We start from the raw sequence: 20,998 nt of genomic DNA on the forward strand, positions 1-20,998 counted from the left end.
GCAAAGCGCATGATTCGGCGCCAACACCCCGCATATGTCGCCCATGCCTCCGGACGAAATGGCAGTGAAGTGGCAACCCAATGGCGTACCGACGCCACCGTGATTCCCCCACCGTGGAAACGGGCCTTCAGCAGGCCTCCCGCTGACGGGCCCACCCCGCCAGCTGCCACCGCACGTGCACGAGGGAGACGATGGTGCCACCCCTACCGGCTGCGCTGAAACCGTCCAGCCGCCTCAACCGCGCCCCCGAGCAGCACTGCCTCGACCTCAGCGCCAGCAAGTGGCCCACCAGAGCCGCACGCTCACAGGTCCGCACAGTCCTGAAGGGAAGGACTGACGCGGCCACGGTCGACGACGTGGTCCTGGTCGTGGACGAGCTGGTCGCCAACGCCCTCCGGCACACTCCCGGCATCGGGGCGCTCTTGCTGGAGGTGGGCCAGGATCAGGCCACGGTTCGGGTGCTCGATGCCGGTACGAACTGTGCCGCGGTGGCCGTCAAGTCTGCGGAGAAGTCCGACGAGAACGGCCGCGGTCTCAGCATCGTTGAGCGGCTGGCCGAGGAGTGGTTCGCCGAACCCACCGAGGCCGGCGGCAAGGCGGTAGTCGCGGTGTTCGCCCTTGCGCTCCAGGAGAACAGCTCACGATGACCGCCCCCGACCTCAAACCGCGACACATCGCGCCCGGACTGACCGTGAATCCGCTCGGAGTGGGCTGCTGGGCGATCGGAGGACCGACCGTCAACGCGGGCCAGCCGGTCGGGTGGGGCACCGTCGATGACGCGCGGTCGCTCGATGGTCTGCGGGCCGCGGTGGACCACGGCGCGAACTTCTTCGACACGGCCGACGTGTTCGGCCACGGCCACTCCGAGAGGCTGCTGGGGCAGCTCCTCAAAGAGGTCGACCGCGAATCGGTGCGCATCGCCAGCAAGATCGGATGGGTGCGGGGCACGGCTCCGCACCCCTACGCGGGCCCCAAGCTGCGTCATCAGTTCGAGCAGAGCATGGAGAATCTGGGCGTCGAGTATCTGGACGCGTACTTCCTCCACACCCTCGACTTCGGGGACGACGACGACTATCTCCATGTCGCCATCAACCAGATGCACGCCCTGCGGGATGCCGAGTACATCAAGGCCATCGGTATGCGCGGGCCACACCCTCTCGCCTCGGACCGCAGGGACGCCGCAGACGTACGCAGCGCACGATTCGCCAAGATCTTCCGCCTGCTGCGCCCCGATGTGCTCTGGACCCGGTGCAACCCGCTGAGCCCGCCGGCCCTGGTCGACGGTGAGGACCTCTTCAGCTTCACCGCGCGCCATGGCGTTTCCCTGATGCTCACCGAGCCCCTTGCCCAGGGCCTGCTGACCGGGAAGTACCACCCGGGTGTCCCTGCTGTTTTCGGCCCTGGCGACCACCGGCGTCACAAGCGGTGGTTCTCCAATCCGGGGCTCGAGATCATTGACCGTGGCCTGGAGACACTGCGCGAACGCTTCGGTCGCGATCCGCAGGCGCTGGTCCGCGTCGCCCTGCGGTACAGCCTCCAGCAGGCTGACCACACGGCGGTGATCGTCGGCTTCACCACACCTGCGCAGATCCGCGAGAACTACTCCTGCCTCGGAGAGTCACTGACGCAGGACGAGCTCGCCTTCGTCGATGCCACCTACGCTCGGATACGTAACGAACTCCACGCCTCCGGTGATTCCTACCGTCGCGTGGAGGTGGCGGTGTGACCGTGCAGCTCGCAGGTCCGGAGCCCTCCACATCCTCCTCCCGTTCGGACGCGTCCCGGGCGAGGGCTCCCCCGCGCCGCAACTGGCTTCCACCGGCATTTAGGCCCCGCCCCCCACAGAGCTCCAGGTCAGCAAGGAGCCCGCAGGCCCCACGCACAGGCCTGTCCACCCGCCACCGCTAGCGAGCCCCGAAGTCGGCCCGCGCCTTGGAGCACGACGGTCTGCCCTACCACTACGCCGGTTCGCCCGTGCTGCAGAACTCATGACGCCGTCGGCCACGCCTTCGGTCGTCTCATGCCCAGACGCAACATCCGAACGCCGCCTCGCCACACAGCCAGGCAACGGCCTCTCGCACACCATCACGGAGGACACATGGGAACGATCCAGCAGGCGCTGCGTATGAGCGCCCCTTACTGGGCCGCGGAACACGAGATCGCCCGCCGATACTTCGATTCCAGCGCCAGGAGCACCGCCACCGACAAGGTCTGGGTCGGGCACCAGATGTTCAAGGAGTGGACCGGCAGCGGGGTCTACGGACCCCGGCACACGACTGTGGCCAGCATGATCGCGGAAGTGGCCGCAGAAGTGGCGCCGCTGGGCCAGGGGGCGGTCGCGCCCTCCCCGCTGAAGAGCACCTACACCAAGCTGAGCTTCGCCTCCGACGAGCTGCGGCACTACGCCCAGCTGCACGACCTGTTCCTGCTCATCGAGTCCGACACGCCCCCGCCGGCTATCGCCGAACTCGGGAAGTTGAGGGAGGGAAGCGCGCTCACCGAGCTGCGTCTGAGCTACCGGGAGGACAAGCTCGGCGCCATCGCGGTCGACTTGTCCGAGGGCGGTGGCCTGGGCCTCTACTTCGGGATTCGCTCAGCGAAGGACCTGCTGGACCTCTCCAGCGAGGTGGACCGCGAGGTGCTCGCCGTCGCTGATCGAACGATCGAGGACGAGACCCGGCACCTGCTCGGCCGCTTCCAGGCGGCCCGCGAAGCGGGTCTGGACGAGGAGCAGTGGGGTCGCGTCTCCGAGATCCTGGAAGAGATCTCGCGCCAGAAGCTGCTGGAGCGCAACGAGCAGTTCGGCGGCATGCTGACGGCCGGGGAAGTGGCGGCCGTCAGCGCGAGCAAGAACCATCCGCGGACGGTTGCCTTCCTCACGGGCCACCTCAGCTTCCTCTTGGACTGCCTGGGAATGAGTCCAGTTGACCTCTGATGCACGCAGGCATGCCCGGCCAGTCCTCTCCGGGCACCGCATCGAGGACCCGTCGAACACGGTCTTCAGTTACGGATCGCGCCGCCGTGTCGTCGTCGGCCTAGGCAGCGCGGGGCAGCTGGAGGTCACCCGCGGAGTGTGTTCGTTGTCGCTTCCCGGTCGGGAGGCGACAACACCGCAGTCCCTGCTGGCCGGGCTCCGGTCCTTCTTCGAGGCCGCTGACGGCCGGTGGGTCATGGGGTACATCGGGTTCGGGGCGCACCACAGCCGCTGCAGCACCCTGGCCGTTGGATCCGATCCTGAGGTGATGCTGTTCACCCCGGAGTCAGTCCTGGTGATCAGGGACGACGGCAGCGCCACCTCCGCCGCCGGTCCGCTGCACCTGCCGCGCGGAGGACAGCGTGCCACCAGCACAGGCTCGCCGCCCCCACTCCACCAGGAGACCGTTGATCGCTTCCGCGACATGGTCGCCGACACCCTGGGCTGGGTGGGACAGGCACCGGACCGCCGGCTGACGGTCGCAACGCGGCACGGCTGGAGCGGACCGGTGGACCTGATCTCCACCATGGCTGCGGGACAGGCCGACGCTCATGGCCTATCCCGCTCGTTCTACTGCCACCGTGATGGGCTGGAGTTCGCGGGAACCAGTCCGGAGCTCCTGGTCGACGGCTCGCTGGAACACTTCACCTGTCACAAGTTGTCCGGCACGTCCGGACACAGTCCTGCAAGCCGACGTCCCCCGGATTGGGATCTTCGCCTCGTCGAGGAGCATCGGTCGTCCATAAACTCGCTGCTGAGCGCGTTCAGCCAGTTCGCCGCTGTCAGTGCGGGGCCGCGGGAGGTCCTGAAACTCGAGGAGCTGGTCCACGGGATGACCCGGCTGTCCGTGGAGCCCAAACCCGGAAGCGATCCGGCCAGTGTTCTGCTGGGAGTGTTGCCCACCGGGGCCTCGCCCGCCGAGGGGCTGTCCGAGATCGCGCGGCTGGAGGAGTTCCCGCGCGGTCCGTACTACGGCCTGGTTGGGTGTGCGGCGCCCAACGGCAGACTCCAGTGGTCGCAGCTCTTACGCACCGTCTTCCAGCGGGATGGCCAGACCTGGCTGCCGGTCGGGGCGGCGGTCACAGCCAGGTCGAGCCCGGATGGGGAAGCGGCCGAGATTGCGCTCAAGGCCCGAAGCGTTCGCGTGGCGAGGCGCGGCTGAGTCGGGAAGTGGGGGTGTCCGGTACCTACCGGCGCCCTCACTTCCCGTGCACGCGGCGCCGTTGCGATCAGCGGGAGAGCGAGCGGTCTGAGAGGGCCAGGCTGTGCAGGACGTTCCATCGGTACGTACGTCCTTCGCGGCGTAGTTCGACCATGTCGACCCGCTTGAGGCGGAGCGCGACGGAGGGCCGTTTCCGCAGATCGGAAACGGCGTCAATCACGGGTGCAGCACCCCGCTCCCGGTTGTTGTAGAGAATCCCGAGATGAGGGCGGAAGAGGCTGCTCGGCCTTCCGCCCGGGACGCCGGCGTCCTGGCCCGCGCGATGAAGGGCGGTGTGCAACTCCACGAGCTGTGTCCACGGAGTGACGCTGAACCGGATGGCGCCCTTGGACCCGGCCATAGGCTCGGCGCGGAGCTCGAAGCGGCTGCCGAGCCTGCCGTCTGCAAGGTGGGCGAGGAGGTCCACCGTTCTGGGCTCAACTTCCGCACAGCTACCGATCTTGTTCATGGTGATGTGCAGACCGTCATGGGGCACTTCGTCCATGTCCAGGTCGGCCAGGGCCTGCTGGCACCAGCGTGCCTGATCAATCAGCTCAGGCTCATCGGGGAAGGTCAGCATCCAGTAGTAGGCACGGTGCCCTGGTGCCCATCCGGGCCGGTCCCAGTGGTTGGTCATCCTTCCCACTGCCTGGAAGGCGTCCCAGTCGTTTGCGGTGATCTGCTGGGGATCGTCCAGGTCGGAAGGCGGCACGGCGGGGAAGGCCCTGCTGTCCTCGATCAGCGGGGTCGTCACCTTAGATCTCCTCGGGAGCTCGGGCCGTCGGTCACGGCCGTGCGTCGGGTTCCGCTTGGACGGCCGGCTGGTAGTCCAGGGCCGCCAGTTCACTGGCATAGTCGCGCACGACGGGCTCGGCGTGCCACTTCTCGGCGTGCTGGAGGAGTTCGGTGGCCCGCTGCCACACCGAATGGATAGGCGAGCTGCCGCTCGCGTGAAGGGCCTGGGTTCCCAGCGACAGGGCCTGCTCCAGGTCGGGCCGGCCCTGTCGCAGCATTGCGGTGGCGACGTCGAGGGACACCAGCGTCCTGGTCCACTGCGAGGGTGATTGCTCGACCAACTCCTCGATCTGCCCGGCGTACTCGAGGACTTTGGCGACGTCACCGGTCGACAGATGGGCTGTGACGGCATTGGCGAGCGTCCGTGCGGGGCTGTACGCCTCGAAGGAGATGCAGGAGGTGACGCCACCGGGGAGATGCTGTTGCTGATCGCTGAGATCGAGCGCCCGCCCGATCGCTCGCACGGTTCCGCGGACGTCCCCCTTCCTGGCCAGAGCGCGGGCGCGGCCGTTCACCCAGAGCCTGATCGCCTGCGGACTCTGCGGTGACAGCGCGATGCCCTGAGCAGCCGCCGCATCGGAGGCTGCGTAATCGCCGACGTAGTAGAGGTTCAGGGCACGGGTGCCCAGGACCCACATCTTCGTCCCCACGTCGCCGACCTGGTCAGCGAATGCTTCGGCCTCCACGCAGTACGCCTCGGCCACGTCAGCGTGCCCGGCGTTAACGGCCATGTACGCCAGCAGGCCGGACGACCGGGCCGCCAGACCGAAGAGCTCCTGCCGTTGTCCGGAGCTCTGTCGGCCGAGAAGGAGGGTGCGCACCATCTTCCGGAGCAGCCGCGCCTCGCCGACGAGTTGCTGGGGGCCCTGCTCCTCGTACCGCTGGACGATGCTCTCGATCGACTCTGCCGCCAGACGGAGCAGAGCGGGATCGGTGTTGCTGGTCATCAGCTCCTGGGCCTGGAGGAGGATCTCGCCGGGGTTTCCCCATCCGCCCCCAGCGAGAGCGGGAGCAGCGGAGACAGGCGGCCGGCGGTGGGCCTCGCGAGCCGGGGGCGGCGGTCCGAAGAGGACCGCGGTCGTCAGACCGAAGAGGTGCTCCAGCACGCGGGCGGAGTCCGGGCGCGGCCCTCTCTCACTGAGTTCGCCCTTCATCCACCGGTCGAAGGTTCGTCGGGGGAGGTCGACACCAGCCAGGCGCGGATCGCCGTCCTTCTCCGCCAGTTCTGCGCGCGCTCTCTTCCACTGGATGCACAGGGCCTCGTAGGTCCAGCGTCGTTCCTGGACCAGTACCCGAAAGTAGTTGGTACGCATGACCACTGCCGATTCCCTCCTCATCCTGGCTCTGGCCGAACAGAGTGCGGCTGGCCGCCTTCTTCTTGCCTGCGCTTATCGAAAGTCGGCCTGAAAGCGACGTCCGGTTGAAGCGTTTATCGCGGCGGGACGGTCTGACGGTAGAAGACCTTGGTGTCCCGCGGTGTCGCGCCGAGGGCCTCATAGAACTTCAGGGCTTCGGGGTTGTCTCGGTCGGCCGTCCATTCGATCCGGCTGCATCCGAGCTGGGCGGCAACCTCGTGAAGTTGCGCCATCAGGGCACTTGCCACTCCGTGACGGCGGTGGGCGTCTCGTACGAACAGCTCCTTGAGGTACAGCGAGTGGCTGTCACCGGCGGCCGGCCAGAGCAGCGAGAAGGAGGCCATCCCGACTACGTCGCCGCCGATGCGCGCCAGAAGGACGGTCGCTGCCGGGTGCGGTCCGAAGAGCATGTCCCGCAGCCGGCCGGCACGATCGGACAGTTCCCCTTCGACTGCCCCGCCGTAGTACTGCTCGATCTCTGCTACGAGTTCCGCGATGCACGTCACGTCGGCCGACTCGGCACTCGACACGGTGAGTTCGCTCATGACGCCTTTCCTTCGTGGTCGGCAGCAGTGCGCTGCTGGAGTGGGGCAAGCACATCGCGGAGCATTCGGACGGGCCGGGGGCTGCTAGGGAGGGTGGAGAGCAGCCCTTCAAGTTGGCAGGCCCTGGTCAAGATAATCCCGGAGCGGTGCTGCGCCGGGAGCTTCCGAAGGATCTCCGCCGTGCTGTCGGCGGCTGCGTCCGCCTCTCCGTCCAGGAGCAGGCACACAGCGGCGTCCAGGTCGATCAGGGCCCTGTCGAGGTGTTCGTCCGCCGGATAGAGCTGGAGCGCTCGCTGCTGCGCTTCCCGGGCGCGGTCCGTCTGACCGAGGTGGGTGAGTACGTTGCCCTGGTGGAAGCGCAGCTGGGCCTCGTTGTAGCCGAAGGCAGACTCGGAGGTGTCGTCTCCGTCCAGATGAGCCAGCGCATTCTCTGCCCGGCCGAGGGCGGCCTCGGCTTCGCGGCGGTCTCCCATGACAGCGTGAGCCCGAGCTTCCAGCGGAGCGGACAGGGCGGCGCCGACGGTGGGCTGGGCACTGACGGTTTGGGCCCGGCGGGCGGCGCGGGCCGCTCCGGTGAGATCGCCGGAGTAGAACAGCGCATACGCCCCTTCGGCGAGGATCCACGCTCGGACATCGCTGTCCGCGGCTTCCTCCGCTGCGACCCTGGCGACGCGCAGCCAGGCATTCGCCTGATGATCATCGCCTTGGCGGACCAGGACAAGGCACATGAGCCCGGCCATCTGGGCGGAAAACCTTGTGAGGCGACGCATAGCTCCAAGCGATTGCCGCTGGTCGAGCGCCCTGCTGAGTGCGTCGAGATCGCGGCGTAAATCCCGCAGGAGGTCGCCCTCGGGACGGAACCGGGTGGCCCGGCCGTGCCAGGCCACCGTCTCCTCCCACGATGCGAGTCCGGCCTCGTTTATGTGTCCGCTGGTCAGAGTTCCTTCGAGTCTCCGGCGGACGGCTTCAGCCTGGTCCGGCTCCTCGGCGGGGCCCTCATCGGACTGGGCGAAGACCTGTCCAACGGGAATGCCGAAGAGGTACTCGACGACTCGGGCGGTGTCCGGGCGAGGGCCCCGCTCCGTGAGGTCGCCCTTCATCCATCGGTCGAAGGTTCGGCGCGACATCGGAACGGTGGCAAGGCGGGGGTCTCTGTCTCGTTCGGCCAGTTCCTCGCAGGCACGCTTCCACTGGATGCAGAAGGCCTCATACGTCCAGCGCCGCTCTTGCACGATGGTGCGGAAGTTTGTGGTGCGCGCTGGCATCGCAGGTCCCTCCTTACTGGCTCTCGGCTGAGCGCAAGGGCTGAGTGAACTGAAGGGTCGGTACTGCGTGGCGGCCGAGCTTGGGCCTGGTCATGAGCGGGTCGGTAACTTCCACGACGAACAGCTCCGAGATGAACTGCACGCGCCCTCCTAGAAGGTGACTGGTCCTCCCCTCCGCGGCCTGACCTTTGAGCCCGACCGCGACGTGGATATGGGGGGCCAGGGCGTCGCCTTCTTCTTCCCAGGCGATCGTTCCGCTGCCGAGCGCCTCCAGCGTCGAGTACTCCGTGGCGGCCCAGACCGGCGCACTGGGGTCCTCGATCGGATCGCAGGTGCCGACCAACTGCACGGAATGGAAGCCGCCAAGGAACATAGGGATGTAGGCGGAGCGGATCCCGTACTCGGTGCAGAACGCTCCGAGCTGCGGGAGGAAGTCGTCCCCGTCGTCGAAGGCGACGCCGAAGGTCCGGCCGATGGTCAGTGGGGTGGCACGCATCAGGTTGACGTCTCCAGGTGGCCGGGATCAGGCGAAGGCGGCGGCAATGCCATTGCGGTCGCTGCCGGCGCGAAGGTGGGCGAGAAGGAGGAGCCGCGCCTTGTACGGGTCGAGGTCTCTGGCGGCAACCAGCCCGCGGCGCAGCAGATCGCGCTCCGAGCCGGGGAAACCATAGGTGTTGCGGGTGGTGCTGCCGGCTCCGGTGCGCGACGCGAAGACGACGGGGATCTGTTCGGCCATCTTCTCCAGCGGGTCGGCCCAGGTCTCCGGAACGTGTCCTGCGCCGAATGCGGCGATGACTACGCCGTCGAAACGGTCACCGAGACCTTGGAGCAGCTCTCCGTCGTCCCCGAGGCCTGCGGTGATGAGAGCGACGCGTGCGGGCCTGAGCAGGGGCAGCGGCACGTGCTGTTGCGGAGCGGGCGTCAGAAGGAGACGAGGTGCACCTTCGGTGATGTACCCGATCGGCCCGGTGTGCGGCGATGCGAATGCTCCCGGAGCGGTTGCGTGCTCCTTGCGTACGAACCTGCCGGCGTGAATACGGTCCGAGAACACGACAAGGCACCCCATTCCACGACTGCCAGCGCTGGCGGCCGTCTGCACGGCCGCCAGCAGGTTCGCCGGACCGTCCGCACTGGGCATGGAGTGATGCCTCATCGCCCCGGTGACGACCACGGGCGCCTGACCCGTATGGAAGAGGTCGAGGAGGTAGGCCGTCTCCTCGATCGTGTCGGTGCCCTGCGTCACGACGAATCCCGAAGCGCCTTCTTGCTCGCGCTCGGCGATCACCTGCGCAAGTGCCGCAATGTCGTCTACCGACAGCGACGCTCCTGGCTTCTTCAAGACGTCGGTGAAGCTGAGAGACACGTCCGAACCGGACAGTTCGGGAACGGCGGCCAGGAGGTCGGCCGCACCCAGCTGGGGCTTCACACCCTGCATCTCGTCGCTGGAAGGCGCCATAGCGATGGTGCCGCCCAAGGCGAGCAGGTGAACTTCCGGACGGTGTGACACAGGGCAGCGCCTTTCGAGGGGAACGGGAGGACCTAGTTCGCCAGGTCTCCGACGAAGCGAAGTGTGGATTCGAGCTCGTCGAGGGCGATCAGGCGGCTCCGAGGGCGGATCATCCTGGCAACGCCCTGTTCGCCAAGTGACCGGCAGCGGTGTGTCAGCCAGGCCCAATCGAGCCCGAGGTATGAGGCAAGAGCCTGAAGGCGCTCAGGGGAGGTCGCGCCGGACGCCACGCTGTGGCGTGCCGCGTGGCCGGCAGCGTCGGCGTAGTCACGCATCGACGCATGACTGCTGCTGGTGGCGGCCTGCCAGATTCCCTCGGTACGAACCCAGTTGGCGATGACCGCGCGCTGGCCCGGGACGAGGACAAATCCGTCGACGGTCGTCATTTCTGGCTCGTCGCTGATATGCACCTTGACGCGGTGCATCTCCATCAACGCGATGGACAGGAACAGGAGGATGAGTTCGTACGGCTCGCTCTCCTTGACCGCGGCCTCGGGCAGGCAGAAGGTGCGGCTGACCTCTCGGCCCGGCTGGGTGGCGAAGCGGTCTTCGATCTCACGTAGGTACTGGTGCTTGTGGGCCCAGAGGAGCCATCCAACGGAGGACTCGCCGTACTGCTCGCGTGTCCAGAAGACGGGGAGGCTCGAGGCGTCAGCAAGATGGCGGGTGATGTGCCGGTAGCAGAAGTAGGAGCCGATCCAAGCCGCGCCGACTGCCGTCAGGCCCGGGATCGAAGCGCGGCTTGGCGCGGTCCGCGGGAGGGCCAGGTAGGTGTTGAGCGCGTCGTGCTCGGCGTGGATCAGCTGATCGTCCGCGAGGAGGGCGTCGTCGGTGTTCGCGATGGCCCAGATGATCCCGTACGTCAGATCGTCGAGGCGATGAGCGTCGGGCACGACCAGGTTGAAGTCGGCACCGGGTTCGATGGGGAGCTGGCTTCGGGCCGTCAGGGCGTCCAGGACGAACACCTGGTGTTCCGCGTCGTTGGTGTGAGTGCCTAAGACGAGCCCGCGCCGTACCGGGCGGAGAAACTCCTTGAGCTGCTCGGGCTCAGTGACCGGCAGGCGGGCGCTGCTGCCACGGAAATCCGCTACCAGAAGGTGAACCGCCAGGGATGTGCCGTCGAACACACGTCGACCGTCGAGCTCCCACGTGTCCCCTCCACGGCCGGCGGCCGCAGTAAGCGACAGGCGAGATGTGGCCCATCTGGCCTCGATGTTTTGGGCGGCCCGGATCTGTTCTGGTCCTGCCGGCACGGCCGCCGGGCGCAGGACGGCCGGTGCGGGCCGGAAGAGTTCCTCTGCTGCAAAGCCGAACAGTTGCTCAAGCACGCGGCAGGTGTCGGGGCGCGGAAGGCCACACCATGTTCCCGTGAACCAGCGATCGAACGTACGTCGGGCAACGGTGACCGGCCTCGGCCTTCGCAACGGGTGATCCAACATGGCGGCCGAGGCCGCCTTGTCGAAGTGGATCGCGAAGGTCTCCCAGGTGGTCCACCGTCGCTCCTGGCACAGGACGCGAAACAGGGTAGGAGCAGCGGCCGTGCGTGACATGATTGCGGCCTCCGTCCCGGGCCTGCAGCCTTATTGAGGCTCCGGAGCGCATCACGCTCGGGAGCAGCTCTGCAGGGGAGCGTCTGTACTTGAGCAGGGGCATATGCCACGGGGTGCTACCGAGGCGACACGCGTCGTGACGTAGCCAGGATGCCGGTTGCGGCCCTCCCAGGCAATGTGTCTGGGCACATTGAACCCAAGAAGGTTGTTCCGCGGCCGGACAGACGGCACACTGGCGGCCATGGCGCCGACGAACGAGGTGCCGGCCTCGGTATTTCGCAGGGAACTCGGCCTCAGGCTGAAGGACTTGCGCAAGGAGTCCGGCCTCACCCTGGCAGAGGTAGGAAAGCTCGTTGGTGTCCACCACGGGCACCTGAGCCGGATCGAGCGGGGACAGCGCGCCACCACCGAGAGGTTGGTCCAGGACCTGCTCGACAAGGCCTACACCGACCTTGTGACGGACGTCAGCCGAATGCAGATCCTCGACCTCGTGCGAGCCGACTCAGTTAAGGAAGAGCCCCACCCACGGCACAGAGCTCTGCTGGCCAGCACGCAGATTGGTGGGTACCTCCGACTCGAACGGAGCGCGCGGAAGCTCAAAGCCTATGAACTGGCGCTTGTGACTGGCCTCCTGCAGACGGACGAGTATGCCGAGGCTGTGATCCGCCCGATGCGTCCCGACCTGACTGCCGGTGAGGTCCGCGCCCTTGTCAAGGTACGGATGAAGCGACAGGAGTGGCTGCTCGGCGCCGACGGAGCCACTCTCGAAGCTGTCATCGATGAGGCCGCTCTGCGACGTCCTGTAGGGCCGCCCGACCTCATGAAGCGCCAGATGGAGCACCTCCTCAGCATGGCAGAGCATGACCGCGTCTCGGTCCGGCTGCTCCCGCTGGAGACAGGCGTCCACGCTGGTCTGTACGGATCGTTCATGGTCATGGACTTCCCTGCGCCCAACCCGAGCATCGTCTGGGTTGAGGGTCTGGCCCACTCCTTGTACTTCGAGGACCGGGAACGTGTAGAACCCTACGACGAGGCCTTCAACGGCCTTTGCAAGAAGGCACTTCCGCCTGCGGAAGCTGTCAGCCGCATCGAGAAAGTGATCAAGGAGCTACACCAGTGAGTAGCACGTCCCCTGCCGGGACTAATGAGTTCTCCAAGCCCGCCGCCGCCGAACTCGACCTCACGGCGGTCACGTGGAAGACGACCTCCTTCACCGGGGGCAACGACAACTGCTTCGAGTTCGGCCGCGCCGGCGAGTGGATCGTCGTACGTGACACCTTCCGCCGGGAGGACGCCCCCCAGGTGTACTCGAAGGGAGAACTGAAGGCCCTCATCGACGGCGCGATCGCCGGCGACCTGGACTACCTCCTGGCGTGAGGCAAAGCAGATGAAGACCGGCGGCTGGCCTCATGGGTGCTGAGGCCAGCCGCTGTGATGTGCATCCCCGATCTGTTCGCCTCTATGCAGACCACATGGCTTCGTAGTTGAGTGCGGCAGTCAGTCGGAGGTGTCCGCAAGAGCCGGGCCCTCGGTCTCGGGTCTCGGCCTATCGGCGGACGGGACAGCGGACCAGCGTCAGACTGTGAATGCAGGAGGTTGGGTCGGCTTGGGCAGTCGCCGTGCTAGTTGCTGGGCTGCGTTGAGGACGGTGCGCTCACCCAAGTAGGGGCCGATGATCTGGATGGCCAGTGGCAGTCCGGTGCGGGTGACGCCGGCGGGGAGGACCAGGGAGGGAAGGCCGACGGGGCTGGTGAGGTTGAGCCAGCTGGTCTGGTCGTAGAAGGAGCGCTTCTGGCCGTCGACGGTGATGTACCGCTGTGGAGCCGGGGTTTTCGTCTGGTCGGGGACTGCGGCAGTGGGCGTGGCCGGGGTGATGAGGATGTCGTGCTCGTCGAAGTAGGTGTCCCAGGTTGCCCGGAGCTTCTGGCGTGCTTCGTCGGCGACGCACCAGTCGCGGTGGCGCATGGTCCGTGAGTGCAGGTACAGGCCGCTCGGGTCGTCGGCGGGGATCTTCTCGGCCGTCGCGACGTCGGCCGCGAAGGCTTCGTCGGTGGCGGTGGCCGAGGCCGTGGCGTACATCAGGCGCTGGAACAGCTTGTCGCTCTCGGTGAAGTCGACGGGCCTGGTGGAGTCGTCGACTGTGGCGCCGAGACCGCGTACGAGGTCGGCGACCTGGCCGAGGAGAGCGCGGGTGTCGGCGTCAACGCGGCAGTACGCGTCGTCGGCCCAGATGCCGACCCGGTACTGGCCGAGCTTCGTCTTGGCCGGGGCCGGCAGGTCGATCTTCCAGCCAGGCCGGTCTGCGGGGGAGGGGGCTGCGATGACGTCCAGGAGGAGGCTGAGGTCCTCGACGGTGCGGGCGATCGGGCCGAGGGTGATCATGTCGCTGCTGGTGGCCCAGCCGGGCAGGCGGGGGATGTGACCGCGGGTGGGCACGATCGGGCTGGGGCCGCGGGAGGTGCGCAGGGCGTAGACCCCGCAGTACGCGGCGGGAAGGCGCAGCGAGCCGGCGAGGTCGGAGCCGATTTCGAGGCTGGTGAACCCTGCGGCGACAGCGGCTGCCGGGCCGCCGGAGGAGCCGCCGGCGGTCTTGGTGGCGTCGAAGGGGTTCGAGGTCGTGCCGAATAGGGGGTTCGACGTCTGAATGTCCTGGCACATGGTCGGCACATTCGTGTGGCCGATGATGATCGCGCCGGCGTCGCGGAGGAGCGCGATGACGTCGGCGTCGCGGTCGGGAACGTGGTCGGTCAGGGCGGGGGATCCGCAGGTGGTGCGGATCCCTTCGACCTCGAGGGCGTCCTTCACTGTCATCGGCAGGCCGTGGAGTGGGCCGAGCGTCTTGCCGGTCGAGGCGAGATGGCGGTCGGCCTTGTCGGCAGCCGCGCGGGCGCCGTCGGCGTCGAGGGTGACGACGGCGTTCACCTGCGGGTTCGCCTTGGCGATGTGTTTGAGGTGCTGCTCCAGCAGCTCGCGGCTGGTGATCCGGCGCTCACGCAGAGCGGCAAGCTGCTCGTTCGCGGACCTCGTGCGCATTGGTGCAGTACGCGCGTCTTTGACGGCGCGCTGACGTGCGCTGGCCGGGCTGGTCATGGCGGTTGCCGCGGCGAGGGCCGTCGCAGCGGCGAGCACGGTCCGACGGAGTATCACGTACGGGCTCCTGATGTGGTGCTGGTGGGATCGGTGGCGGTTGCTTCTGTCCGGGGCGCGGTGAAGAACTCTGCGACGCGTTCGAGGTGGTGGAGCTCGTCCTCGTAGGCGGGCAAGGACAGGTTCGAGTCGGCGTAGTCCGCCGGGGCGTCGACTGCCGTGTCCTCGGCGAGGCGCACGAGGGCCGCGCTGATCTGGTCGGCGGTGACGGCCGCTGCCAGCTCGTCGCCGGTGAGCCCTTCACGCTGACGCCGGGCTTCGGACTCAATGAGTACCGCGGGGTCCAGGTAACGGCGGAGCAGCTTCTGGCCGTGGCGGATCTCGGTGCTACGACGCAGCAGGGGGAAGTTGACGCTGCGGCCCTGGAGGATGGCTTCGTGCTGCCGGTCCGGCTGGAGGAGGGCGATGCCTGGGTTGGCCTGGGTGAGGGCGGCCCACAGATGCCGCAGCCGCCGGTAGGTGAGGTGTGTGTTGATCCAGTTGCGGAGCGAGGACAGGCGCAGGGCCAGTGTCGGCAGGAAATAACCGATTTGGGTCAAGGTGGCGCCCACGTCGCCGCAGATCCAGGCGTATGGGTCGAGGCCCTTCACGCTGAAGTCGAGCATGCCGCCGAACACGCCGGCCATGCGGATCCCGCTGTAGCCGAGGGTGATGGTCGCGCCGATCGCGACGAGCCGCAGGCCGGTGGAGATCGAGCGGTTCGACGTGGTGCGGGCGTACTTCCAGCAGGACCAGGCGAGGTACACCTCGGCGACGCTGTACGCCACCATGTAGAGCAGCAGGTAGGCCTGGAAGTACGGGTCGTGGGCGTAGTACAGCGAGAAGTCCGCGGGGCGCTGCGCTGTGGGGGTCAGCAGGGTGAAGAGCACCGCCATCGCGGCGATGACGACACCGGCCGCGATGAGCAGGTGCCGGGTACGCCGGCGGGCGGCTTCGACGGGCATGGACCAGTGGGCCAGGACGCTGGCCTGCAGCGCCAGGACCAGGACCACGCAGCTCTGGGCGATTGGGACGGCCACGTTCGTGATGCCGAAGAAGCCGTCGATGCGTACCCACACCCAGGTGATCGACGTGACGTAGCTGAGCGCCGAGAATCCGTAGGTGAAGGCCAGGGCGACCAGTGCGGGGTTGCGCCGGTGCTTGCCCAGGTCGCGGAGCAGGAGAAGGAACCCGGTGCCGGCGATGGCCAGACAGAGCGGGTGAAGTATGTCTTTCAAGGTGCCTTGTTCCGGTCAGCGCAGCAGCGTGCGGGCGATGGGGTCGTCGGCCTTCGCCGCGCGGGCGGCCGCGGCTCGGGACTTACGGACGTGCTCCTGCAGGAGGGAGCCGATCATCTCGGCTTCGTACTCGTCCGGCTCCGTGAAGCGGGTGCGGCCGAGGACCAGCTGGGCAGTGGCAGGGTCGATGTCCGTGATGAGGCCGCCGAGGCTGGAGACGTCCAGGGACTTCTTCGAGCCCCGGTGGCGGAGCATGTGCCCGAACTCGTGGCCGGCGACGACATCCGTGTACGCGGGGCTGACGCCCTCGTCGTAGAAGAGGTAGTCCGCCGTGGCCGTGGCCATCCAGGCGCCGCAGGCTGCGGCTGGCTCCAGGGAGTCGGGGTCCGAAAGGTCCGGTGTGAAGGGCATGAGCCGGATCTCGCGGCCAGTGATCTGCTCCATGAACGGGGCCAGGTCCAGGACGCTGTCGACGGCCGGCAGCTCCAGGCCCTCCACGAAGGCCCGGCTGACCCGTTCGACCTCCGCAGCCTTGTTCACGGTTCGGCGCGCACGACGGCCATGCCACATGCGTGTTCCTCTCGAAAGCCCCTGGAGCCGAAGCGTAGTGGCAGGTCAGGGAAGATCTTCGTCCGGGGCGGGAGGCAGACCTTCCTGCTCTCGTACGGCCTCGATCTTCTTCATCACCTCGTTGAGGCTCTGCGGGGAGAGCCCGATCGCACGGAGTGCGACCTGCTTCACGCCCGCCTGACTGAGCTCACGCAACAACTCGAACTGGCCAGTAACCCTACGGGTTGTCTCGTCGTCGACGAAGAACGAGGGCTTGACCCCGAAGAAATCCGCGAACGGCTTGAGCAGCGGGTAGCCGGGGAGTTTGACTCCTTTGCGGAGCTGCCCGATGTACGCGCCTGTGATGCTTGCCTCACCGTACGAGCAGATCGTCCGGGCCACGTGCGCGTTGCTGAACTCTTCTGCCCCCGGCGGCCTCACCCGGTCGAACAAGTAGTTCAGACGGTCGGCGAAGCTGGCACCGGGGCCGGGAACGGGAACCGGAGGCGCCGGCTTGGGGGGCTCGCCCTCCGCCGTCTCGTCTGCTTGGGCCACGATGTGCTGCTCTCTCTCGGAAGTAGCTAAACTATAGTTGACGCAACGGTGGCAGGCGGTTAGGTTCACCTGGCAAGAAGGGGAGCCTCCGCTTGAGGTGGACCCCGGACCATGAACTTCAGGGGTGCACCGTGATGCGCAGACGGCGGGCCGAATGGCTCCGGCCGCTTCAGGTCGCGCCAGACGCTACCGCCCGTACCGCTTCGGCATCCGATGCCGATGCCGGTCGGGATATTACGCAGAGTACCCATCCCTCGGGCAAGTCCTCGGCGAAAGTCCACATTCCGGAAGGCCTCGCAGGGGAATCCGTCGAGACGCCGCGCGTTTGTCGCCAGTCGGCGAACGAGCGGGCGCCCGGTGCCACTCGGACGGCTTTCCGCGGCGGGGAGAAGTATGCGCATCGTCTCGGTCGACCCACAGGCCCGACGGTGTACAGCAGATGCTCGCGGTCCTTATGACCTGCGGAAACATCCCTGTTCCGTCTCTTTCGCCGAGGTGCTCCACCCTTTCCGGGTTGAACCTGATGTCGGATTCCGCCGTTGTGGAAGAAGCTGTGCGGGAATGACGCCTCCGTCTGGGAAAAAGAAATTCATGCTTGCGTTTGATCGGCAGGGCCGGACATAGTGGGCGCGCTCGGTGCGCTGCGCGATCAGCCCACTGCATACGGTCGCCGTCAGATCGTCACTCTCGGCGATGGCGGTAAGGGGGTCGCCTCGGCGGGCGACGGGTGCCGCACCTATCGACTCGACACGGAAATAGAACACGTGTTTGGGTTGCTCGGGGTGGCCCCGCGGCACAACGGGGCAGGGGCGAGGAGGAAAGGTGACGAGGTGGGTTCCACGACGGATATCCGCAGGAACCGGCAATATCGGTCTCCCGTGTGGCCAGGGCAGGCGACAGCGACGGGCGCTCAGGCAAGAGACGGCGCAGATCGTCGGATCGATGCCCATCCCCACCCCGTTCGACCTTGACGTCTTCATCGCCAACATCGAGCAGGCCCGCGGGCGCCGAATCCACCTCATACCCATTCCGGCTCGGCTTCTCGGGCTGATCGGCGTCTGCGGTCTGTGGATCAAGCACCGGACGCAGCCGTTCGACATCATTTTCCACGCGGGAACCCGCGAAACCTTCCACGGTCGCCAGATCATCTTTCACGAACTCGTCCACCTCTGGGTCGACGACGCCGACGGCGTCACCGACGGAGAGCTGGACGAACTCCGCGGCGGCCTAATGGTCGAGATGGTCGAGCGGATGATCGCGAACGGCCAGCTGTCGGCCCGTCGCGACTACGGCAGCCACAAGGAGATCCGCACCGAGGCTGCGGCCGCCCGCATCCACGAGCTCGTCGGAACGACCGAGTTCATCGAAGACACCACCGCTCGCCGGCTCGCCGAGGACTTCGGTTACCCCCTCGGCCGCCCTAGCAACTCCTGGGACAAACATGTCTGACGCGTTCGCCTACGCCATCGCAGCTCTCCTGATGGTGCAGGCACTGATGAGAGCCCCCTCAGCGCTCAAGGGGCGGAGGCGCAAGAGGTCGCTGTGGGGAGCCTTCGCTGCGCTGTCCGCAGCATGGATCGCCAGGACCACCCTGGGACGCACCTTCATCAATGACCTCGGCATCCCCGACCTGGCATACCTGGTCAAGCACGTGCTCGCCATCACCGGCATCTGCGTGCTGCTGCGCTACATCACCGCAGTCTACGCCACCGCCGAGCCCTCCGCACACGTGCCGCGCACGGTCCGTGTCTCCCGGCTGGTCCACCGCATCGCGGCCCGGGCGTCCCTGGGCACCGTCATCGTGATGGCCCTGGTGTTCACCTTCGTGCTCGACGACGTGGTCGCCGATGTCCCGTACTTCATGGGCCGGCACGCCGGCGATCCGGGACTGGCGATCTACATGTCCCTCTTCTACCTCTACACTGCGGCCGCGGCCGCGGTGTGCGCCGTGCAGTGGGGCGGCGCGGTCAAGCAGATACCCCAGCGCGCCGTGAAGATCGGCATGGGGATGATGGCCGTCGCGATGGTGCTGGCCGTCGTGTACGCCCTGCTGCGCATCGCCTACGTCATCCTGATCACCGTCACCCCGGTGTCCGAGGACTTCTCCCTCGCCCAGGAAGCAGTCACCGACACTTTGCTCTACACGACCTTCCTCCTGTGGGGCTTCGGCGCGATCGCCCCGGCTTTCCGCGCCGCCAACGACCGCGTGCACACGATGACCCACCTCGCGGCCATCCACCCTTTGTGGCGTGACCTCGCACAAATCGAGCCGAGCCGCATCAGGCAGAGGCCCCGGCGTCTGCTGGAGCGGTTCGGCCCGATGGCGCAGCTCAACAAGATGCGTGACCTGCACAGCAGCTACGACGACTCGCCGGCCGCTCGCCTGCACCGCTACATCACCGAGATCCTGGACGTCATCCTCGAACTCAGCCGCCACGCGCCCCACGACCTGGCTGAACTCGCCCGGCAGCGCGCCGACGGCAGCACGCCCGAGCGGAAGAGGATCACGGCCGAAGCGCTGTGGATCCGTGCCGCCAGCGCGGCCTACCTCACCCAGCCCGTGGGCGCGCCGGCCCCGCTCCCCTTCGACTTCGGCAAGAACCTTGCCGTCGAGGTGCCCCACTTCCGTGCCGTGGCCGCGGCTTACACCCGCACCAGCGCGGACGAGGGCTGGGAGATCCTCGAAGGCGCTTCCCAGCACGGCGCCCCGGCCCAGGCCTGAACACCCGTACGCGAACCACCTCCAGGAGCCAGCACATGAGCCAGTCCACCGACCGCCCCAGCGTGTCCGCCGGCGCCGTCATCTGCGATGAGCAGGGACGGGTGCTGATCGTCGACCCGGTCTACAAGCCGTACTGGAACCTTCCCGGCGGGGGAGTGGAGGCGGGGGAGAATGCGAAGGACGCCTGCCGCCGTGAGGTGCTGGAGGAGTTGGGGCTCGACCTGGAGATCGGCCGCCTGCTCGTGCACGCCACTGTGTCGGTGCCGGGACGGGAGCCGCACGAGTACTTCGTTTTCGACGGGGGCGTACTGTCCGCGGCTCGGCAGCAGGCGATCCGGCTCCAGCTGAGCGAGCTCGGCGCTTTCCGCTTCAGCCGGCCCGAGGACATCACCGACGAGGAGATCCCGCCGAGCGCCCGCCGCATGTGGGACGCGGCCCTGGCTGCGCGGGCAGGGACGGAGACGATAGAACTCGCGGTCACGCTCTGACTCGGGGCGGGTCAGCCTTGGCTGTCCGGACCGTCCGGCGACTTGCCTCCGGTGATTTCCCGGATGGACGCCTCGATGAAGTCGAGCCATTCGGGGGGCAGGGGGCCGTCGCCGTGCCGGGCGGCCCGGACGCCGTTCTGGACCGTGCGGATGCCGGCGACGATCCGCGCGGCCTCGTCGGGGCTGTCGCTGGTGAAGAACACCAGCGGCGCGTCAAGGGCGGCGGCGAGCGCACCGAGAATCGCCTCGTCGCCGGTGCTCTCCTTGCCTGTCCGCAGCGCGCGCACCAGGACTTCATCGAGGATCGGCCGGCCGGTCTTCTGGTTGCCGCGGTCGGCCAACTCGGCGTCGGTAGGCCGCTCGTGCCGCGCGTACGTTCTCTCGAGCAGGTAGGTGATCTTCTCCGCGACGGTCTGCGGAGCGCCCGGCGCCGCGGTACGCGGCGGCGCCGGCTTGCGCACGGCCGGCACCATATTGCCGAACGACCGCTCCTGGGCGGCTCTGAGCTCCTCCACCCTCACGCCGTACGCCTCTGCCAGCGGAGCGACGAACTCGTCCTTCAGCCGGCGCATTCCGTTCTCGGCGGCCCGCACGGGCATCGCCGACTTCGTTCCGGTGTACTGCGGGGTGTCCTTCTGCTGGATGCCGGCGTCGCAGCGCAGGTCCTTCAGGTCGGGAAGCCCTCTGCGCGGGGCCAGGACGTCGAGCGGCAGACCGACCCGCGCGGCGAGGGCCGGCAGCTTCTCCGGCGGCGGGGTGACCGCACCACTGCCATACCGGGAGATGACCGACTCGCCCAGACTGACGGGAGGTTCGCCAACTTCCGACTGTTTGAGCCCACTTGCCTGAATCGCGGCCCGGAACTTCTGGGCGTTGAAGATTCGTTCGGGCATGGGAGGACTCCAGAAGCGTGCTCGGGGTGGGCGGGGACACTCTAGCCACTTGATCAGATCACTGGAAGAAGATACCTTCCATCTGGTGATCGAGTGGCTGGATCCCAATGCGGATCTTATGCCCTCTTTGTTGACCCCTGAACTACCCGTTCCGTGAGGGACGGGTCCACCGGACCCGGCCATCGAGGTTCCTAGGCCATTACGTGGTCGGGTCCGGTGCATTATCCCCGATACG

Annotated in this window: 21 protein-coding genes; 9 read left to right on the plus strand and 12 right to left on the minus strand. The window is 67.4% G+C overall.

From position 1 onward, the window contains the following. Nucleotides 1-191: 191 nt before the first annotated feature. From J8M51_RS43810 to J8M51_RS43825, 4 genes are all read left to right on the plus strand, one after another. Complete coding sequence (locus J8M51_RS43810; protein WP_079088917.1) at nucleotides 192-647, plus strand: ATP-binding protein; 456 nt, start codon at nucleotides 192-194, stop codon at nucleotides 645-647. After that, the gene (locus tag J8M51_RS43815; RefSeq protein WP_060880429.1) at nucleotides 644-1,726 is read left to right on the plus strand and encodes an aldo/keto reductase; all 1,083 of its coding nucleotides are present in this window, start codon (nucleotides 644-646) and stop codon (nucleotides 1,724-1,726) included. Before J8M51_RS43810 ends, J8M51_RS43815 begins: the two co-directional genes overlap by 4 nt. 372 nt (nucleotides 1,727-2,098) lie before the next feature. Then, complete coding sequence (locus tag J8M51_RS43820; RefSeq protein WP_060880430.1) at nucleotides 2,099-2,935, plus strand: hypothetical protein; 837 nt, start codon at nucleotides 2,099-2,101, stop codon at nucleotides 2,933-2,935. Further along, nucleotides 2,925-4,136 (plus strand): chorismate-binding protein, encoded by a 1,212-nt coding sequence (locus tag J8M51_RS43825; RefSeq protein ID WP_129260332.1) that lies wholly within the window; start codon nucleotides 2,925-2,927, stop codon nucleotides 4,134-4,136. The genes J8M51_RS43820 and J8M51_RS43825 overlap by 11 nt, the downstream gene beginning before the upstream one ends. A 67-nt stretch (nucleotides 4,137-4,203) precedes the next feature. On the opposite strand, the gene J8M51_RS43830 is transcribed toward J8M51_RS43825, so the two are convergent. The 7 genes from J8M51_RS43830 to J8M51_RS43860 form a co-directional block, all read right to left on the minus strand. Next, on the minus strand, nucleotides 4,204-4,929 hold the full coding sequence (locus J8M51_RS43830) for a 2'-5' RNA ligase family protein (RefSeq protein ID WP_086757366.1): 726 nt from the start codon (nucleotides 4,927-4,929) through the stop codon (nucleotides 4,204-4,206). Between the two features lie 31 nt (nucleotides 4,930-4,960). After that, the gene (locus tag J8M51_RS43835) at nucleotides 4,961-6,283 is read right to left on the minus strand and encodes a hypothetical protein (RefSeq protein WP_060880458.1); all 1,323 of its coding nucleotides are present in this window, start codon (nucleotides 6,281-6,283) and stop codon (nucleotides 4,961-4,963) included. Nucleotides 6,284-6,399: 116 nt separating this feature from the next. Continuing rightward, entirely contained in the window at nucleotides 6,400-6,870 is a 471-nt protein-coding gene (locus J8M51_RS43840) for a GNAT family N-acetyltransferase (protein ID WP_086757364.1), read from the minus strand. Continuing rightward, on the minus strand, nucleotides 6,867-8,135 hold the full coding sequence (locus tag J8M51_RS43845; protein ID WP_060880434.1) for a tetratricopeptide repeat protein: 1,269 nt from the start codon (nucleotides 8,133-8,135) through the stop codon (nucleotides 6,867-6,869). Before J8M51_RS43845 ends, J8M51_RS43840 begins: the two co-directional genes overlap by 4 nt. A 13-nt stretch (nucleotides 8,136-8,148) precedes the next feature. Further along, on the minus strand, nucleotides 8,149-8,631 hold the full coding sequence (locus J8M51_RS43850) for a PPC domain-containing DNA-binding protein (protein ID WP_060880435.1): 483 nt from the start codon (nucleotides 8,629-8,631) through the stop codon (nucleotides 8,149-8,151). Nucleotides 8,632-8,658: 27 nt separating this feature from the next. After that, nucleotides 8,659-9,642, minus strand: a complete 984-nt coding sequence (locus tag J8M51_RS43855; RefSeq protein WP_063817465.1) for an asparaginase — start codon at nucleotides 9,640-9,642, stop codon at nucleotides 8,659-8,661. Nucleotides 9,643-9,674: 32 nt separating this feature from the next. Beyond that, nucleotides 9,675-11,192, minus strand: a complete 1,518-nt coding sequence (locus tag J8M51_RS43860) for a transcriptional regulator, XRE family protein (protein WP_129260331.1) — start codon at nucleotides 11,190-11,192, stop codon at nucleotides 9,675-9,677. A 241-nt stretch (nucleotides 11,193-11,433) separates the two neighbouring features. Between J8M51_RS43860 and J8M51_RS43865 the strand changes: the two genes are divergently transcribed. Next, on the plus strand, nucleotides 11,434-12,312 hold the full coding sequence (locus J8M51_RS43865) for a helix-turn-helix domain-containing protein (RefSeq protein WP_060880438.1): 879 nt from the start codon (nucleotides 11,434-11,436) through the stop codon (nucleotides 12,310-12,312). Further along, entirely contained in the window at nucleotides 12,309-12,569 is a 261-nt protein-coding gene (locus tag J8M51_RS43870) for a DUF397 domain-containing protein (protein WP_060880439.1), read from the plus strand. Before J8M51_RS43865 ends, J8M51_RS43870 begins: the two co-directional genes overlap by 4 nt. A 198-nt stretch (nucleotides 12,570-12,767) precedes the next feature. Here J8M51_RS43870 and J8M51_RS43875 read toward each other — a convergent pair whose 3' ends face one another. From J8M51_RS43875 to J8M51_RS43890, 4 genes are all read right to left on the minus strand, one after another. Continuing rightward, a complete protein-coding gene (locus tag J8M51_RS43875; protein ID WP_237276701.1) occupies nucleotides 12,768-14,225 on the minus strand; it encodes an amidase family protein in 1,458 nt (485 codons plus the stop codon). Nucleotides 14,226-14,335: 110 nt separating this feature from the next. Next, nucleotides 14,336-15,556: an MAB_1171c family putative transporter gene (locus J8M51_RS43880; RefSeq protein ID WP_060880441.1), complete on the minus strand. Its 1,221-nt coding sequence runs from the start codon at nucleotides 15,554-15,556 to the stop codon at nucleotides 14,336-14,338. Nucleotides 15,557-15,571: 15 nt separating this feature from the next. Continuing rightward, on the minus strand, nucleotides 15,572-16,096 hold the full coding sequence (locus tag J8M51_RS43885) for a hypothetical protein (protein WP_234374020.1): 525 nt from the start codon (nucleotides 16,094-16,096) through the stop codon (nucleotides 15,572-15,574). Between the two features lie 75 nt (nucleotides 16,097-16,171). Continuing rightward, nucleotides 16,172-16,660, minus strand: a complete 489-nt coding sequence (locus J8M51_RS43890; RefSeq protein WP_086755041.1) for a hypothetical protein — start codon at nucleotides 16,658-16,660, stop codon at nucleotides 16,172-16,174. Between the two features lie 942 nt (nucleotides 16,661-17,602). Here J8M51_RS43890 and J8M51_RS43895 point away from each other — a divergent pair. The 3 genes from J8M51_RS43895 to J8M51_RS43905 are packed head-to-tail and all read left to right on the plus strand — an operon-like array spanning nucleotide 17,603 to nucleotide 19,870. Further along, nucleotides 17,603-18,109: a hypothetical protein gene (locus J8M51_RS43895; protein ID WP_060880442.1), complete on the plus strand. Its 507-nt coding sequence runs from the start codon at nucleotides 17,603-17,605 to the stop codon at nucleotides 18,107-18,109. After that, a complete protein-coding gene (locus tag J8M51_RS43900; RefSeq protein ID WP_060880443.1) occupies nucleotides 18,102-19,382 on the plus strand; it encodes an MAB_1171c family putative transporter in 1,281 nt (426 codons plus the stop codon). Before J8M51_RS43895 ends, J8M51_RS43900 begins: the two co-directional genes overlap by 8 nt. Nucleotides 19,383-19,417: 35 nt before the next feature. Further along, entirely contained in the window at nucleotides 19,418-19,870 is a 453-nt protein-coding gene (locus J8M51_RS43905; protein ID WP_060880444.1) for an NUDIX domain-containing protein, read from the plus strand. Nucleotides 19,871-19,881: 11 nt separating this feature from the next. On the opposite strand, the gene J8M51_RS43910 is transcribed toward J8M51_RS43905, so the two are convergent. After that, entirely contained in the window at nucleotides 19,882-20,763 is an 882-nt protein-coding gene (locus tag J8M51_RS43910) for a helix-turn-helix domain-containing protein (protein ID WP_060880445.1), read from the minus strand. Nucleotides 20,764-20,998: the final 235 nt, after the last annotated feature.

Origin of the sequence: Streptomyces griseiscabiei, assembly GCF_020010925.1 — a bacterium.
In the GTDB taxonomy this organism is placed as follows: Bacteria; Actinomycetota; Actinomycetes; order Streptomycetales; family Streptomycetaceae; genus Streptomyces; species Streptomyces griseiscabiei.

Coding starts and splice junctions, on each gene's coding strand:
- J8M51_RS43860 (WP_129260331.1), bottom strand. CDS start 11,192: ATGTCACGCACGGCCGCTGCTCCTACCCTGTTTCGCGTCCTGTGCCAG.
- J8M51_RS43875 (WP_237276701.1), bottom strand. CDS start 14,225: ATGCGCACGAGGTCCGCGAACGAGCAGCTTGCCGCTCTGCGTGAGCGC.
- J8M51_RS43900 (WP_060880443.1), top strand. CDS start 18,102: ATGTCTGACGCGTTCGCCTACGCCATCGCAGCTCTCCTGATGGTGCAG.
- J8M51_RS43865 (WP_060880438.1), top strand. CDS start 11,434: ATGGCGCCGACGAACGAGGTGCCGGCCTCGGTATTTCGCAGGGAACTC.
- J8M51_RS43850 (WP_060880435.1), bottom strand. CDS start 8,631: ATGCGTGCCACCCCACTGACCATCGGCCGGACCTTCGGCGTCGCCTTC.
- J8M51_RS43820 (WP_060880430.1), top strand. CDS start 2,099: ATGGGAACGATCCAGCAGGCGCTGCGTATGAGCGCCCCTTACTGGGCC.
- J8M51_RS43910 (WP_060880445.1), bottom strand. CDS start 20,763: ATGCCCGAACGAATCTTCAACGCCCAGAAGTTCCGGGCCGCGATTCAG.
- J8M51_RS43905 (WP_060880444.1), top strand. CDS start 19,418: ATGAGCCAGTCCACCGACCGCCCCAGCGTGTCCGCCGGCGCCGTCATC.
- J8M51_RS43840 (WP_086757364.1), bottom strand. CDS start 6,870: ATGAGCGAACTCACCGTGTCGAGTGCCGAGTCGGCCGACGTGACGTGC.
- J8M51_RS43895 (WP_060880442.1), top strand. CDS start 17,603: ATGCCCATCCCCACCCCGTTCGACCTTGACGTCTTCATCGCCAACATC.
- J8M51_RS43815 (WP_060880429.1), top strand. CDS start 644: ATGACCGCCCCCGACCTCAAACCGCGACACATCGCGCCCGGACTGACC.
- J8M51_RS43810 (WP_079088917.1), top strand. CDS start 192: ATGGTGCCACCCCTACCGGCTGCGCTGAAACCGTCCAGCCGCCTCAAC.
- J8M51_RS43835 (WP_060880458.1), bottom strand. CDS start 6,283: ATGCGTACCAACTACTTTCGGGTACTGGTCCAGGAACGACGCTGGACC.
- J8M51_RS43845 (WP_060880434.1), bottom strand. CDS start 8,135: ATGCCAGCGCGCACCACAAACTTCCGCACCATCGTGCAAGAGCGGCGC.